Source organism: Streptomyces sp. URMC 124 (assembly GCF_051386455.1).
Classification (GTDB): domain Bacteria; phylum Actinomycetota; class Actinomycetes; order Streptomycetales; family Streptomycetaceae; genus Streptomyces.
The window spans coordinates 1-14,999 of sequence record NZ_JBPQTS010000169.1; the positions used below are offsets into that span (position 1 = coordinate 1).

Consider the following 14,999-nt stretch of genomic DNA (forward strand, 5'->3'; position numbering starts at 1 on the left):
GGCCGCGGCCGGTGCGGCCGCGGCGGGGGGTGCGACGCCCGCGGACGAGGAGGCCGCCCGGCGGCGCGGGGAGCGCCGGGCGGAGCGGATCGCCGCGGGCGTCACGGAGTTGGAGCAGCGGCTCGCCGATCTCCTGCGCGGGGGGCTGGCGGCCGCGGAGGGCGCGGGGTACGGGCAGTGGGACGAGACGGCGGCCCGCATGGTCGACGCCCAGGCGCCCGGCCTGGCGGCGCGCGTACGGGAGTTGGCGTCCCTGCCGGGCTCGGGGGCCGACTGGGCGGGCCGGCTGCTGGAGGAGTGCGCCCTGCTGCACACCCTCAACCAGGGCTGGCTGCGCCTGGAGGAGCTGCCGGAGCCGCTGGCCGCGACGGTCCGGTCGCGGGTCGGCCTGACCACGGACGCCGCGGCGCTGCTCGCGTCCGGGCCGGCGGTGCGCGACGACTGGCTGGTCCTGGCACAGCGGGACGGTGACGACGGGCGCCTGGTCACCCGCCGGATCTGGCTCCACGGCCGGAAGTCGGGCCGCACGGCCCTGCTCCTCTCCTACGGGGTCGCCGGCCGGGCACCGGAACTGTCGCTGCCGGTGGGCCTGTCCCTCGACGCGGACCTCGTGTACTACCCGGCGGCGCGCCCGCTCCGCGCCGCGCTCGGCACGCGTCACGCCCCGCCGGCGGAGGGCGCGGGCCCGCCGCCGGGCGGCGGCGTGGAAGCGGCCCTCTCCGCGTACGGGGACGCTCTGCGCGACGACCCTTGGCTGGAGGCGTGGCCGGTCGTCCTCGAAGACGTCGTCCCGGTCCAGGGCCCGGACGGGAACTGGCAACTGGCCGACGCGCACGGCGACTCGGCCCTGCCGGTCGACTCCAGGCACCGCGACTCGACGCCCTTGTGGCAACTGGCCTCCATATCGGCCGGCGCCCCGATCACCGTCTTCGCCGAACACGGCCACAGGGGCGCCGTCCCGCTGGCCACATGGTCCCCGGCCCCGGTGGCCCTCTGACAACTCGCCCCACCACCACGGGCACAAGAGGGGCAGACAGCATGCGACGGCCACCCACCCCTCACCCCCGCCGCGACGGCGAGCAACCACCCACCAACCCCACCGGCGGTGCCGCACCCACCCCGAGCAGCCCGACCCGGCACCGCCGGACACCACCACCCTGGCCGATCACCGCCACGGCGGACACAAGAAGGGGCCCACCCCTCACCCCCGCCGCGACGGCGAACAACCACCCGTCAACCCCACCGGCGGTGTCACCGCGTCGGGCAGCACACGAAAGGCAGCGCCTTGAACCGTACTTGGGACGAGCTCGTCACGTCCGCTCTGCTCGGGACCGGGCGGCGGAGGCCGCCCGTGGTGGCGCGGGCCGGGCAGGACGTCGCCGTGGCGTTGCTGGACGCCGCCGCGGTGGACACCGTGCGGGGCCGCGCCGGGGCGGCCCCGGCCGTGGCGCACGCGCGGCCCGCCCCGGCGCCGCTGGACGCCCGGCCGCCACTGCCGCCGGCGGCCCGGCGGCGGCTCGCGCTGTTGCTGGCCGACCGCAGCGGGGGCGGCGCCGGGCGCCGGGGCGCCGCCCCGGACCTGACGGAGCTGCTGCCCCAGTGGCTGGCCGCCGCCAACGCGCACGGCTACCAGGCGCCTCCCGAACTGCTGCCCGCCCTCCTGGAGACGGCCAGGTCCCGGAGCGATCTGCGCCCGGAGGCGCTCGTCTTCGCCGGGCCCCGCGCGCGGTGGCTGGCGGCGCTCAACCCGCAGTGGAAGTACGCCCTGCGGGCCGGCCCGGCGGCGAGCACGGCCACGTCCGTCTGGGAGGAGGGCCTGTTCGCCGAGCGGGCCGCGTTCCTGGCCTCCGTGCGGCAGCGCGACCCCGCGGCGGCCCGTGACCTGCTCACCGGCTCGTGGGCGACGGAGCGGGCCGAGGACCGCCTGATGTTCCTGGACGCGCTGCGCGAGGGGCTGTCCGCGCAGGACGAGCCGTTCCTGGAGCGTGCCCTGTCCGACCGCAGCCGCAACGTCCGGGCCACCGCCGCGGAGCTGCTGTCGGCGCTGCCCGGCTCGGCGCTCGCGGCCCGGATGGCCGAACGGGCCCGCAGCTGCGTCTCCCTGGACCGCACGGGCGAGGGCGAGGGCCCGCGGATCGCGGTGGAGGCACCGCACGAGTGCGACAAGGGCATGCAGCGCGACGGCGTCGTCGTGAAGCCGCCGTCGGGCCGCGGGGAGCGCTCGTGGTGGCTGGCCCAGATCGTGGAGGCGGCCCCGCTGGCGGCCTGGTCGGAGCGGTTCGGCGGCCGGAGCCCGGCGGGCGTCGTGGCGCTGCCGGTGGCGGACGGCTGGCAGCCCGAGCTGCACGCCGCCTGGTGCCGGGCCGCGGTCCGGCAAGGGGACGCGGAGTGGGCGCGGGCGCTGCTCGGCCCGGCGTCGGCCCCGCCCGCGGCCGAGGGCGCGTCGTGGCGGGATCCGGCGAAGCTGCTGTCGGCGCTGCCGCCGCAGGAGCGGGCGGCGTGGGTGGCGGAGTTCGTCTCGGCGCACGGCCTGTCGGACGCGTTCCGGCTGCTGGGGGTGTGTGCGGTGCCGTGGGCGGAGCCGCTGGGCCGGGCGATCGTGGACGCCCTGGACACCGCCCGCGACGCGGGCGGTTATCCGTGGAGCTTCAGCGGGGTGATGGGCCTGGCCGAGCGCTGTCTGGACCCGGCGCAGGCCGACCGCCTGGAGGGGCTGACCGTGCTGCCGGAGGAGCCCGCCGCGGACGGCTCGGAAGCGCACGCTTCCGGCACGCACGCCTCCGCCACGGCCGGCGCCGGGTCCGCCGCGTACTGGGCGGAGGCGTTCCAGCGCCTCGTGGGCACGCTGCGCCTGCGGGCCACGATGCGCGAGGAGCTGGCGGGCGGGGACGCCGGCGCCGTCAGGCCTCCGTCGGCTGGCGGACGTTCGCGTTGACCCACTCCACGATGGAGGCCGTGGTGGCCCCCGGCGTGAAGATCGCGGCGACGCCCTGCTCCTTCAGCGGCGCGATGTCCGCCTCGGGGATGATCCCGCCGCCGAAGACCTTGATGTCCTCCGCGTCGCGCTCGCGCAGCAGCTCCAGGACCTTGGCGAACAGGGTGTTGTGGGCGCCGGAGAGGATGGACAGGCCGATCGCGTCGGCGTCCTCCTGGATGGCGGTGTCCACGATCTGCTCGGGCGTCTGGTGGAGGCCCGTGTAGATGACCTCCATGCCGGCGTCGCGCAGCGCCCGTGCGATGACCTTCGCGCCGCGGTCATGGCCGTCGAGCCCGGGCTTGGCCACCACCACGCGGATCGGACCGGTCACTCCCATCACTGCCTCCATGTACGACCGCCGGTAACCGGCGCCCAGGGATGTGAACGAACGTTATCTCCAGCATCCCGCACGCGGCAGTTTCGCGGTGCGGAGCGAGGGGGAAATCACACGTGGGACAACACGTCGCTACGCACCGTCCGCGCGCTTCCGCGTCTTACGGGTCGCCCAGCCACCCGCGTCGCCGGGGCGGCGAGTTCTTCCGGGCGGTCGCGAGGGGAGCCGCGGCGAGGCCGCCGCACCACTGTGCCGACAGCCGCACGGCACAGCGGTGCGGCCGGTCGCACGCAGCTGCCCGTGGGCGCACACGGGGGACGACAGCCACGCTTCCCGGGTGCCGTTCGGGAGGCCGCCATGAGGACCCTGCCCTTCATCACCATCCTTGCCGCCTTGCTGCGCCCGTCGACCGCGCTCGTCCGGTCCACGGTGCTGGAGCTGGCGATTCTCACCGGTCATCTGCTGCTCTATCCGACCGGTGTCGTGCAGGAGCGTCCGCCGCCCCGGCGGGTGCTGCCCACGCTTCCGGCCGCCGCCGACACGCCCGACACACCCGGACTGCATGAATCAGCTGAAACAGGACAAGAAGGTCATCTGCCTGTTCTGCTCCTCCACGGCTTCATCGACAACCGTTCGGTCTTCGTGCTCCTGCGCAGATCCCTGCGCCGGCACGGCTGGCGGCAGGTCGAATCGCTCAACTACTCGCCCCTGACCTGCGACATCCGCACCGCCGCCCGCCGGCTCGGCCACCACGTCGAGGACATCTGCGCCCGCACGGGTCAGCAGCGGGTCGACGTGGTGGGGCACAGCCTCGGCGGCCTGATCGCGCGCTATTACGTCCAGCGGATGGGGGGCGACGTCCGCGTCAGGACCCTGGTCACGCTCGGCACGCCGCACACGGGCACCCGTGCGGCGTCGCTGCTGCCGGCGCATCCCCTGGTGCGCCAGATGCGCCCGGGTTCCGACATCGTCGCCGAACTCGCGGGCCCCGCACCGGATTGCGCAACGCAATTCATCGGTTTCTGGAGTGACCTGGACCAATTGATGGTGCCGGTGGAATGCGCGCGCATCGACCACCCGGATCTGAGCGCGCGCAATGTCCGCGTGACGGGCGTGGGGCACCTCGCCCTGCCGGTGCACGGGGAAGTGGCCGCCGGCATACGACAGGCTCTGACCACGGAAGAGGCGCAGGACGACGCCTCGGGGGCGGCGTCCGTCGTCGCCTGATTCACCGGCCTCCCCCGAGCACTCCGAAGGCCTCGAAACCGAACGCGGATCGAACGTCAAATCGGTTTTCAGGGGTTCAGTCCACCAAAAGGCGGCCAAATGCCCGGGGCCCGGCCGCCCGAAACGTGACGAAGATTGTCGCCGTCCCATACCGCCGGGTACAGTCGCCGCTAATTCTCCTCCCTCGGCGAAAGAGAAGTGGTGGTGAACGACCGTCACCCGGCGGCGGGCCCCGGCCCGTCCGACCCCGCTCAGGACGGCTCCTACGGGCAGTACGCGTCGTACGGTCAGCAGAGCGCACCGCACAACTACACCGGGTACGACGGCTACGACAGCGGTCAGTGGGAGACCACCGGCCAGTGGGCCACCACCAGCCAGTGGGGCGGCGTCACCGGCCAGACCCAGATCTGGGACTTCAGCGCCTACGACACCGGGCAGGCCGACGCCGCGGGGCAGGCCACCGGGCAGTGGGACACCTCCGCCGGCGCCTCGGCCCTCGCCACCGGGCAGTGGGACACCGGCGCGATGACGCCGAGCGCCTGGGGGGCGAACGGCGCCTACGACACCTCCGGCCACTGGGAGCTGACCGGCCGGACCGCCTTCCCCGACCAGGCCCGGGACCAGGCCCCCGAGCAGCCCGCCGCACAGGGCTGGGACACGGCGGGAACCGGGCAGTTCACTTCATGGGACGGCTCCGGCCAGGCGAACGCCTCGGGATGGGGGCACCTCCCGGAGGGGGTCGGGGGAAGCGACACCTCCGGGCAGTGGGACACCTCGGGCCAGTGGGAGACCGGGGCCGGCCAGTGGGAGGCGGGCGCCGGGCAGACCCAGATCTGGGATGCCGGTGCCTACGCCTCCGTGGACGGCGCGCAGAGCGAGCCCGAGCACGCCCCGACCCTCATGACCGACCTCTCCGCCATGGCGGCCATGGACTCCGCGCCCGCGAGGGACGAAGCGGACCGGCAGCACTCCGGCGAGGAGGACACCTCCCCCGCCGGTGCCGTCGCGAACGCCGAGACGCAGGCCATGCTGTTCGTCCCGCCGTCCCTCGACGAGCCCGGCCCGGCCGCCCCGGCCGACCGGGACGGCGCTGCCCCCCGCGACTCCCACACCCGCGGCAGCCGCCGCAAGGGCGCGCCCGCCCGCACCGGTTACCGGCCGCGCCGCAAGGCCCTGCTGACCGTCGCCGTGCCGTCGGTGGCCGTCATAGGGGTCGCCGGGATCGCCGCCGCGACCGTCTCCGGCGGGGAGAGCGACACCAAGCAGCCCCAGGCGGCGTCCGCCCCGGACAGCGCGCCCCCGCCCTCCGTCGCCAACAGCAAGCTGGACACCCAGCTCGCGAGCCTCAGCCACGGCGCCGACGACTTCGCGACCCGCGCCAACCGCACCCAGGAGCGCATCGACCTCAAGGCGCGGCAGGAAGCGGAGAAGAAACGTAAAGCGGAGGAAGCGGCCCGCAAGGAGGCCGAGCGCCCGAAGTTCTCCCTCCCCGTCGCGCAGCACGGCCTCAGCGCGATGTACGGCCAGGCGGGCGTCAACTGGATGTCCGTGCACACCGGCATCGACTTCCCGGTCAGCTACGGCACGCCGGTCATGGCCGCCACGGACGGCACGGTCCGCACGCAGTACAACGTGGCCTACGGAAACATGGCCATAGTGACGTCGCCCGACGGCGTCGAGACCTGGTACTGCCACCTCAGCAGCACCAAACTCCGCTCCGGCCAGGTCAAGGCCGGCGACGTCATCGCCTACTCCGGCAACTCCGGCAACTCCACCGGCCCGCACCTGCACTTCGAGGTCCGCCCGGGCGGCTCCGCCGTGGACCCCCTGCCGTGGCTGCGCGCGCACGGCTACGACCCCACGTAACCGACCAGCCGGATAGCCGGATAGCCGGCCCGGCCGGGCGGCTCTTCCTCCGCCGGGACGGCTAGAGCTTCTCGACCGGGGCGTAGCGCAGGAGCAGCCGCTTCGGCTTCTCCTCGCCGAAGTCGACCGTGGCCTCGGCGTTGTCGCCGCTGCCCTTGACCGCGACGACGGTGCCGAGCCCGAACGAGTCGTGCGTGACCCGGTCGCCCACGGCCAGCGCCACCACGGGCCGGTCCTTGGCCCGGCGCGTGGCGAAGCCGGACGGGCCGGCCTTGCGCGACGTGAAGCCCGACATGATGCCGGACCCCGCACCGCCGCCGCCCGAGCCGATCGCGCTCATCGACGCCGACGGCTTCGCGGGCCCGGTGCGCCGCCACTGCACGTACTGGTCGGGGATCTCCTCGAGGAACCGCGACGGCGGGTTGTACGCGGGCTGGCCCCACGCGCTGCGCATGCTCGCGCGCGTCAGGAACAGCCGCTCCCGGGCGCGGGTGATGCCCACGTAGGCCAGGCGGCGCTCCTCCTCCAGCTCCTTGGTCTGGCCGAGGGCGCGCATGTGCGGGAAGACGCCGTCCTCCATGCCGGTGAGGAAGACGACGGGGAACTCCAGGCCCTTCGCGGTGTGCAGGGTCATCAGCGTGATGACGCCGGAGCCGTCCGCGTCCTCGTCGGGGATCTGGTCGGAGTCGGCGACGAGGGCCACCTTCTCCAGGAACTCGGCCAGCGTGCCGGGGTTCTCCCCTTCCTCGGAAGCGCGCTCCTGCTCGAACTCCAGGGCCACGGCCGCGAGCTCCTGCAGGTTCTCCACGCGGGTCTCGTCCTGGGGGTCGGTGGAGGCCTGGAGCTCGGCGAGATAGCCCGTGCGCTCCAGCACCGCTTCCAGGACGGTGGCGGGGCCCGCGCCGGACTCGGCGATCGTGCGCAGCTCCTCCATGAGGACGTTGAAGCGCTTGACCGCGTTCGTCGAGCGGGCGGCCATGCCGTAGGCCTCGTCGACGCGGCGCAGCGCCTGCGAGAAGCTGATCTTCTCGCGCAGCGACAGGGCGTCGATCATGGCTTCGGCGCGCTCGCCGATGCCGCGCTTGGGCACGTTGAGGATGCGCCGCAGCGGGACGGTGTCCTCGGGGTTGGCCAGGACGCGCAGGTAGGCCAGGACGTCGCGGACCTCCTTGCGCTCGTAGAAGCGCACGCCGCCGACGACCTTGTAGGGCAGGCCGACGCGGATGAAGATCTCTTCGAAGACGCGGGACTGGGCGTTGGTCCGGTAGAAGACGGCGACGTCCCCGGCCTTGGCGTCGCCGGCGTCCGTGAGGCGGTCGATCTCGTCGGCGACGAACTGGGCCTCGTCGTGCTCGGTGTCGGCGACGTAGCCGGTGATGGCCGGGCCGGCGCCGGCCTCGGTCCACAGGTTCTTCGGGCGCCGGCTCTCGTTGCGCTCGATGACGGCGTTGGCGGCGTTGAGGATCGTCTGCGTGGAGCGGTAGTTCTGCTCCAGCAGGATCGTCGTGGCGTCGGGGTAGTCCTCCTCGAACTGGAGGATGTTGCGGATGGTGGCGCCGCGGAAGGCGTAGATCGACTGGTCGGCGTCACCGACGACGCACAGCTCGGCCGGGCCCTCCTCGGGCGCCGACTCCGCGGTGCCGACGAGCTCGCGCACGAGGGTGTACTGCGCGTGGTTGGTGTCCTGGTACTCGTCGACCAGGACGTGCCGGAAGCGGCGGCGGTAGTGCTCGGCCACGTCCGGGAAGGCCTGGAGCAGGTGCACCGTGGTCATGATGATGTCGTCGAAGTCGAGGGCGTTGGCCTCGCGCAGCCGCGACTGGTACATCGCGTACGCCTCGGCGAGCGTCTTCTCGAAGCCGTCGGCCGCCTGCGCGGCGAACGCCTCCTCGTCGATGAGCTCGTTCTTCAGGTTGGAGATCTTCGCGCTGAAGGACTTCGGCGGGAACTTCTTCGGGTCGAGGTCCCGGCAGACGAGCGCCATGAGCCGCTTGGAGTCGGCCGCGTCGTAGATCGAGAACGACGAGGTGAAGCCGAGCTTCTTGCTCTCCCTGCGCAGGATCCGCACGCACGCGCTGTGGAACGTCATCACCCACATGGCGTTGGCCCGGGGGCCGACGAGCTGCTCGACGCGCTCCTTCATCTCGCCCGCGGCCTTGTTGGTGAAGGTGATCGCGAGGATCTGGCCGGGGTGCACGTGCCGGGCGCCCAGGAGGTGGGCGATGCGGTGGGTGAGCACCCGCGTCTTGCCGGAGCCCGCGCCGGCGACGATGAGCAGGGGGGAGCCGGTGTGCACCACTGCGGCGCGCTGCTGCTCGTTCATCCCCTCGAGCAGGGCGGCGGGGTCCACGGCGGGGCGGTGGGCGCCGTCGCGGTAGTAGGCCTCGCGGGGGACGGGCACGTCGAAGGCGCCCTGGAAGAGATCGTGCGGCACCGGCTCGGGGGCCGCGTCCTCCGGGGGAGGGGCGTGCTCCTCGTCCGCGGGGCCGAGGTCCGCCAGGAAGCTGTCGTCAAAGAGGCTGCTCATCGCCTCCCGAGTCTAGGCCGCCCCACTGACAGCCGGGCCCGGATTCCCGGCGACAGTGGTCACCCCCACAGCCCGGGAGGTCAGACCCACATCACCGCGATGAAGATGTTCACCACGGTCAGCGCGCCGACCGCGCCGAAGACCGGGGCCGGGACCTTCTCGTCGTCGCGCTTGACGTAGACCAGGCCGAGGATCACGACGAGCAGCGCCAGCTTGGTGCCGATCTTGACCATGTTCAGGGTGTGGTCCTGCGCCTGGTGGAGGCCCACCAGCGCCACGCCCGTGACCAGCATGGTCAGCGCGCCGTGCAGCATGGCGGGCACCATCCGCGCCTCGCCCCTGCCCATGGCCTTCATCTGGGTCATGAAGCCGCCGAGCAGCGCGCCGATGCCGACGATGTGCAGGCCGACGACGGCGTGAATGAGTACGTCCATGGGCCCTGACCCTAGCGGGGGCCATATCACCCACGGGCAGGCAGGTGGGGCGCAATCGCCACTTCGGTCACGGGCGGCATATATCCATCCGTGGGGGCGGGGTCGACATGATCACTGGCCTAAGCGCCGCGAACGATTTCATCCACTACCGGTCATCTGTGTTCTGGAGCGTGACCCTGCGGAATAGCGTCCTGGCCCAGACGGCGGCGGTCCCCGCTCTCCCCCCTCGTGAAGGACCGCCGCCGGGCACCGTCCGGCCCGGCCCCCGAGCCCGGCGGGCCGGGCAGGAACAGCAGGTCTGGAAGGAAGTGACGGCCGGCGTGGCAGCAGCACACCGCAAGCCCAGGCAGCACCCGCTCACCAGCGGCACCGTACGGACGGCGGCCGGTCTCGCCCTCGCGGGCGCCGCCACCGTCACCCTCGTCGACGGCACCGCGCAGGCCGCTCCCCCGCCGTCCACGGCCCAGCTCAGAGCCCAGGCCGACCGGTACTACCGGGAGGCCGAGGAGGCCACCGAGCGGTACAACGGCGCCAAGGAGAAGGCCGACCGCGCGGAGGCGGCCCTCGAAGGGCTGCGCGACCGGGCCGCCCGCAGGACCGAGCGGCTCAACACCGCCCGCAACGCCCTGGGCTCCTATGCCACCGCCCAGTACCGCGAGGGCGGGATGCCCCCGAGCGTGCGGCTGATGCTCTCCTCCTCCCCCGGCCAGTACCTGGAGCGGGCCTCCCTGGCCCACCAGGCGGGCAGCCGGCAGGCGGCGGCCGTCAGCCGTTACGAACGCGAGGTGCGGGAGATCCGGCAGGTCCGCACCGCCGCCGACGCCCGCCTCGCGGAGCTCAAGCAGGAGCAGGCCGGCCTCGCCCGCCACAAGCGGACCGTCGAGGGCAAGCTGGCGGAGGCCAGGAGGGTGCTGGCGGAGCTTCCGGAGGAGGAGCGCGCCGCCGTCGAGCGCGGGGACGCAGCCGGCGGGGCGGGCGCCGCCACGGCCGTACGGGCCGACCGCTCGGCCGCGCCGCGCGGCGGCGTGCAGGCCCCCACGGAGCGGGCCGCACGGGCCGTCGCCTTCGCGTACTCCGCGCTCGGCAAGCCGTACGTGTGGGGGGCGACCGGCCCCGCCGCCTTCGACTGCTCGGGGCTCACCCAGGCCGCCTGGCAGGCGGCGGGCGTCTCGCTGCCGCGCACCACGTACACGCAGATCAACGTGGGACGGCGGATCTCCCGGAGCGCGCTCGCCCCCGGCGACCTGGTGTTCTTCTACTCGGGCGTCAGCCACGTGGGGCTCTACGTCGGCGGCGGGCGGATGATCCACGCCCCGCACCCGGGCGCGCCGGTCAGGATCGCCCCGGTCGACGAGATGCCCTTCGCGGGGGCGTCCCGGCCGGTGTGACGCCGGGCCCGCGCGGGGCTCCGCAGAGCTACGGGCTACGGGCTACCGGCTACGGGGCGGGCTACGGGCTACGGCTTGATCTGCTGCGAGAGCCACCGGAAGACGTCGGGGACCTGCCGCTTCCACACGGCCGTGCCGTGGCCGCCCGCACCCGCGGGGACCTTCACCACGTGCACGGTCGTCGGAGCCTTGGCCGCCTGCTTGAGGGCCGTGCCGCCCTGGTAGCCGTCGCCCTCCGCGCCGGAGACGAACAGCGCCACGTGCGGCGGCGTCTTGGCCCGCTGCAGCATCTTCAGGGGATTGTTCTCCTCGCGCAGCCCGGGCGTCTTCGCGGTGAGCGAGGCGGGCTCGCCGGCGGGGTCGTTGTAGCCGGAGAGGCTGACGCCCGCGCGGTAGCGGTCGGGGTGGGCGACGGCCAGTTTGGTGGCGCAGTGCGCGCCCGCCGAGTAGCCGGCGACGGCCCAGCCCTCGGGCTTCTCCTGCGCGCGGAAGGTGTCCACGACCATCTTGCGGACGTCGACGCTGAGCCAGGTGTCGGCGTTGACCTTGCCCGGGGTGTTGGCGCAGCCGGTGTCCACGTCGCCGAGGAGCGTGGTCCGCGGGGCCACGATGATGAACGGCTCGACCTCGCCCTTCTCCATCATCGGCTTGAGCTGGCTGCCCACCTCCAGCGTGCCGAACCAGGCCTTCGCGGAGCCGGGGAAGCCCGGGAGGACCTCGACCACGGGGAACTTCTTGTCCTTGTACGCGGGGTCGTCGTACTGCGGCGGCAGCCAGACGTAGACCTCGCCCTCCACGCCCGATATTCGGCCCTTGAGCTGGGTCTCCTGCACGCCCGGGCCCATCCTCTTGTCGGAGGCGGGCTTGAACTTCTGCGGGTCCTTGGGCGCGGCGTCGAGGTTCTTGCCGCCGGTGCCGTCGGGGCCGAGGTCGGCCGCGGTGCGGACGTGGTCGCCGGTGCCCAGCAGGTCGTCCCAGTTGTCGAAGAGGCCGTTGGCGTTGTTGACCATCACGAACACCATGGCTATGGCGGTGACCTGGGCGAACAGCAGCATCAGCAGCCGCGCCGCCTGGCGCAGCAGCTTGGGCCCGCCGATCCTGCCCCACAGCGTGAGGGGCAGCACGAGCGCCACCACCACCAGCGCGATCGTGGTGAGGAGGAAGGGGGTCCCCGTCAGACTCATCCGGCTCTCGTTTCGGATCTCGGGCCCCGCGCGGGGCCGGGGCCCTGCGTGAGTGAGAGCCTCTCGTCCGTTCAAGAGGGCCGGCGGACCGGCGGGGTTCCGCCGCCACGCCCGGGTGACCGGGGCTTATCCGAATTCGGGTTCGAACCGTAAGGCCGGGGACCGGGCGCCGGGGACCGTTGCCGCGGCGGCCCGGGCGGCGGCCGGATCAGACCAGGCGCCGGGCCGTCGCCCACCGGGTCAGCTCGTGGCGGTTGGAGAGCTGGAGCTTGCGCAGCACCGCCGAGACGTGCGACTCGACCGTCTTCACCGAGATGAAGAGCTGCTTGGCGATCTCCTTGTAGGCGTAGCCGCGGGCGATCAGGCGGAGCACCTCGCGCTCCCGCTGGGTGAGCCGGTCGAGGTCCTCGTCGACGGGCGGGGCGTCGGTGGAGGCAAAGGCGTCGAGGACGAAACCGGCCAGCCGCGGGGAGAAGACGGCGTCGCCGTCCTTGACGCGGAAGACGGCGTCGATCAGGTCCGCGCCGGTGATGGTCTTGGTGACGTAGCCGCGGGCGCCGCCGCGGATGACGCCGATGACGTCCTCCGCGGCGTCGGAGACGGACAGGGCCAGGAAGCGGACCGGGCGCTCGGCGTCGGCCATCAGGGGCGCGCAGCGGCGCAGCACCTCGACCCCGCCGCCGCCGGGGAGGTGGACGTCGAGCAGGACGACCTCGGGGCGGGTGGCGGTGATGACCGTGACCGCCTGGTCGACGTCGGCGGCCTCGCCGACGACCTCGACGCCCGTGCGGTCGGTGGCCCCGATCTCGGCCTGCACGCCCGTACGGAACATGCGGTGGTCGTCCACCAGCACCACCCGTGCGTGGCGCTGCACCGTCTCTTCGGTCGTCATGACGCGTTCTCCGCCCTCTCCATTTCCAGCTCCACTTCGGTTCCCCCACCGGGCACGGACCGCAGTCTCGCCGTGCCGCCGTTGCGCTGCATCCGGCCGATGATGGATTCGCGGACGCCCATGCGGTCGCCCGGCACCGCGTCCGGGTCGAAGCCGGGGCCGCGGTCGCGCACGGAGAGGAAGACCGTACGCCCCTCGACCTCGGCGTACACCTGGACGGCGCCGCCTTCGCCACCGTACTTGGCGGCGTTGACCATGGCCTCACGGGCGGCTTGCATCTGGGCGGCCAGGCGCTCGTCCAGCGGGCAGTCGCCGACGACGACCACCTCGATGGGCACGCCGTGGTGGTCCTCGACCTCGGCGGCGGTGGCCTTGACGGCCTCGGCGAGGGTGTCCGGCTCCTCGGCCTCGTCCTTCCCGCGGCCCTCCGGCCTGTAGAGCCAGGCGCGCAGCTCGCGCTCCTGGGCCCGGGCCAGGCGGGCGACCTCGCGGGGGTCCTCGGCGTTGCGCTGGATCAGGGTGAGGGTGTGCAGGACGGAGTCGTGGACGTGGGCCGCGACCTCGGCGCGCTCCTGGGCCCGGATGCGCATCGTGCGCTCGGCGGAGAGGTCCTGGGTCATGCGGACGAGGGAGGGCCCGGCCAGCAGCGCTATGCCGACCAGGACGGCGAGCGACGCCTGCAGGACGGTACCCAGGTGCTCGGCGGAGCCCTGGAGGACGACGATGCCCGTGACGCCGGCGGCGGCCAGGGCCACGCCGGCCGCGCCGCGGGCGAGCGGCAGGACCCGCTTGCTGCGGCCGACCTCCATCCAGTGGGCCCGGCGGGCGTTGTCGGCCTGGCGCCAGACGAGGGCGACGCCGGCGCCGACGAGCAGCAGCGGCCAGATGTAGGCGTTGGCGCGGCCGAGGTGGAGGTTGTCCAGGAAGATCGCGGCGCCGATGACCAGGGCGACGAGCGCGACGACCTGCCCGCGGTCCGGCTTGCGGGCGAAGAGCCGCCTGCGGTCGCCCGCGCCCGGCTCGGCGGCCACCGGGCGCGGGGCGTCGACGCCGCCTACGCCGAGCGGGACCACGAACCAGAACACCGCGTACAGCACGGCGCCCATGCCCTGCGCCAGCAGCAGCGCGACGAAGACCAGGCGCACCCACGACACCGGCAGGCCCAGGTGCCCCGCGAGCCCGCGCGCGACACCGCCGAGCATGCGGCCCTCGGCGCTGCGGTAGAGCTTGCGCAGGGGTGGGCCGTCGGGGTGCTGCGGGCGGGCGGGGGCGGTCATGCACTGATCGTCACATGCCCGCGGGGGCCGCGGCATCAGGGTTCGCCCCTGACGGGACCCTGTGACGGGACCCCTACTGGGCGGAACGCCCCTGCCGGGCGCGGTGGGCCGGGACCACCGCAGTCACCGGGCGTCGGGCCGGAATCCCTCGCGCACCACGTCGAAGACCTGGCTGTGCTTGTGCCAGTCGGCCTTGGGCGCCGAGAGGTAGATCGCGTACTCCTTCCCGCCCGGCCGGCCGAACCCGAGGTCGGCGGCCCGGTACTCGCGCGCCCGGCCCTGCCACGTGAACTCCCAGATCGCCGCGGGCTGCCCGCGGTACTCCGTGCCCTGCATGCGCAGCTGGTGGTAGCCGGGCAGCTTGCCCTCCTTGACGGACTTCGTCTCGTCGTCCTTCCAGCGCTGGAGGGGGTCGCTGCTCGCGAGGTCGAGGACGGAGACCCGCAGGCCCACCAGTCCGCTGGGGTCGATGTAGAGGATCTCGTCGCTCTCCTTGAGCTTCCCGCGCTTCCAGCCGTCGGGGACGGGGAAGGAGACGCCGGCCGTCTTCTCCGTCACCAGGTGGTAGCCGGGCGGCGGCTTCGGGGGCTCGCTCGGGGACGCTTTGCCGCTCGGGGGCGCGGAGGCGTCCCGGCTGGGGGCGGCCTGGGCGGAGGAGTCGTCGTCCGCCTGACCGTGAGTCAGGAAGAACGCGCCGGCCGCGACGCCGGCGACGGTGACGAGGGCCAGGGCGCTCCACAGGACGGGCCGGCGGCCGCGGCCGTTTCGCGCAGGGCGGCCCGTGCGGGCGCTGCCGGCGGCGGTCGCGTCCGGGGCGCCGGCAGCAGCACGGGCAGCGGAGGGGGCGGTCGCCGTGGCCGTACACGTGACGTCGGCGGCTGCGGGGGCCGCCC

11 protein-coding genes and 1 pseudogene are annotated in these 14,999 nt (G+C 73.8%); 5 read left to right on the plus strand and 7 right to left on the minus strand.

Going from position 1 to position 14,999, the window contains the following annotated elements; genetic code table 11:
• Positions 1-997, plus strand: a 997-nt coding sequence (locus ACSNOG_RS27475; protein WP_436755393.1) for an SWIM zinc finger family protein, incomplete at its 5' end; no start/stop codon positions are given.
• A gap of 288 nt (positions 998-1,285) precedes the next feature.
• Positions 1,286-2,935 (plus strand): DUF5691 domain-containing protein, encoded by a 1,650-nt coding sequence (locus ACSNOG_RS27480; protein ID WP_436755394.1) that lies wholly within the window; start codon positions 1,286-1,288, stop codon positions 2,933-2,935.
• Here ACSNOG_RS27480 and ACSNOG_RS27485 read toward each other — a convergent pair.
• Positions 2,901-3,314, minus strand: coding sequence for a cobalamin B12-binding domain-containing protein (locus ACSNOG_RS27485; protein ID WP_058045874.1), 414 nt, complete (start codon positions 3,312-3,314; stop codon positions 2,901-2,903). The two genes, ACSNOG_RS27480 and ACSNOG_RS27485, sit on opposite strands and share 35 nt — an antisense overlap.
• 354 nt (positions 3,315-3,668) lie before the next feature.
• Here ACSNOG_RS27485 and ACSNOG_RS27490 point away from each other — a divergent pair, with 354 nt between their 5' ends.
• Both ACSNOG_RS27490 and ACSNOG_RS27495 read left to right on the plus strand, forming a co-directional pair.
• Positions 3,669-4,538, plus strand: a complete 870-nt coding sequence (locus ACSNOG_RS27490) for an esterase/lipase family protein (protein ID WP_436755395.1) — start codon at positions 3,669-3,671, stop codon at positions 4,536-4,538.
• Between the two features lie 204 nt (positions 4,539-4,742).
• On the plus strand, positions 4,743-6,404 hold the full coding sequence (locus ACSNOG_RS27495) for a peptidoglycan DD-metalloendopeptidase family protein (protein ID WP_436755396.1): 1,662 nt from the start codon (positions 4,743-4,745) through the stop codon (positions 6,402-6,404).
• Positions 6,405-6,465: 61 nt separating this feature from the next.
• Here the strand turns inward: ACSNOG_RS27495 and pcrA are convergent, their stop codons facing one another.
• Positions 6,466-8,931: a DNA helicase PcrA gene (gene pcrA / locus ACSNOG_RS27500; RefSeq protein ID WP_436755397.1), complete on the minus strand. Its 2,466-nt coding sequence runs from the start codon at positions 8,929-8,931 to the stop codon at positions 6,466-6,468.
• 80 nt (positions 8,932-9,011) lie between these two features.
• The gene (locus ACSNOG_RS27505) at positions 9,012-9,365 is read right to left on the minus strand and encodes a hypothetical protein (protein ID WP_436755398.1); all 354 of its coding nucleotides are present in this window, start codon (positions 9,363-9,365) and stop codon (positions 9,012-9,014) included.
• Positions 9,366-9,673: 308 nt separating this feature from the next.
• On the opposite strand from ACSNOG_RS27505, the gene ACSNOG_RS27510 reads away from it, so the two are divergent.
• Complete coding sequence (locus ACSNOG_RS27510) at positions 9,674-10,753, plus strand: NlpC/P60 family protein (RefSeq protein ID WP_436755401.1); 1,080 nt, start codon at positions 9,674-9,676, stop codon at positions 10,751-10,753.
• A 68-nt stretch (positions 10,754-10,821) separates the two neighbouring features.
• On the opposite strand, the gene ACSNOG_RS27515 is transcribed toward ACSNOG_RS27510, so the two are convergent.
• From ACSNOG_RS27515 to ACSNOG_RS27530, 4 genes and pseudogenes are all read right to left on the minus strand, one after another.
• Positions 10,822-11,937, minus strand: a complete 1,116-nt coding sequence (locus ACSNOG_RS27515; RefSeq protein WP_436755399.1) for an alpha/beta hydrolase — start codon at positions 11,935-11,937, stop codon at positions 10,822-10,824.
• Positions 11,938-12,145: 208 nt separating this feature from the next.
• The gene (locus ACSNOG_RS27520; RefSeq protein WP_179082261.1) at positions 12,146-12,829 is read right to left on the minus strand and encodes a LuxR C-terminal-related transcriptional regulator; all 684 of its coding nucleotides are present in this window, start codon (positions 12,827-12,829) and stop codon (positions 12,146-12,148) included.
• Positions 12,826-14,106: a PspC domain-containing protein gene (locus tag ACSNOG_RS27525; RefSeq protein ID WP_436755400.1), complete on the minus strand. Its 1,281-nt coding sequence runs from the start codon at positions 14,104-14,106 to the stop codon at positions 12,826-12,828. Before ACSNOG_RS27525 ends, ACSNOG_RS27520 begins: the two co-directional genes overlap by 4 nt.
• 123 nt (positions 14,107-14,229) lie before the next feature.
• Positions 14,230-14,999 (minus strand): annotated as a pseudogene (locus ACSNOG_RS27530) (serine/threonine protein kinase); the annotation flags it as partial.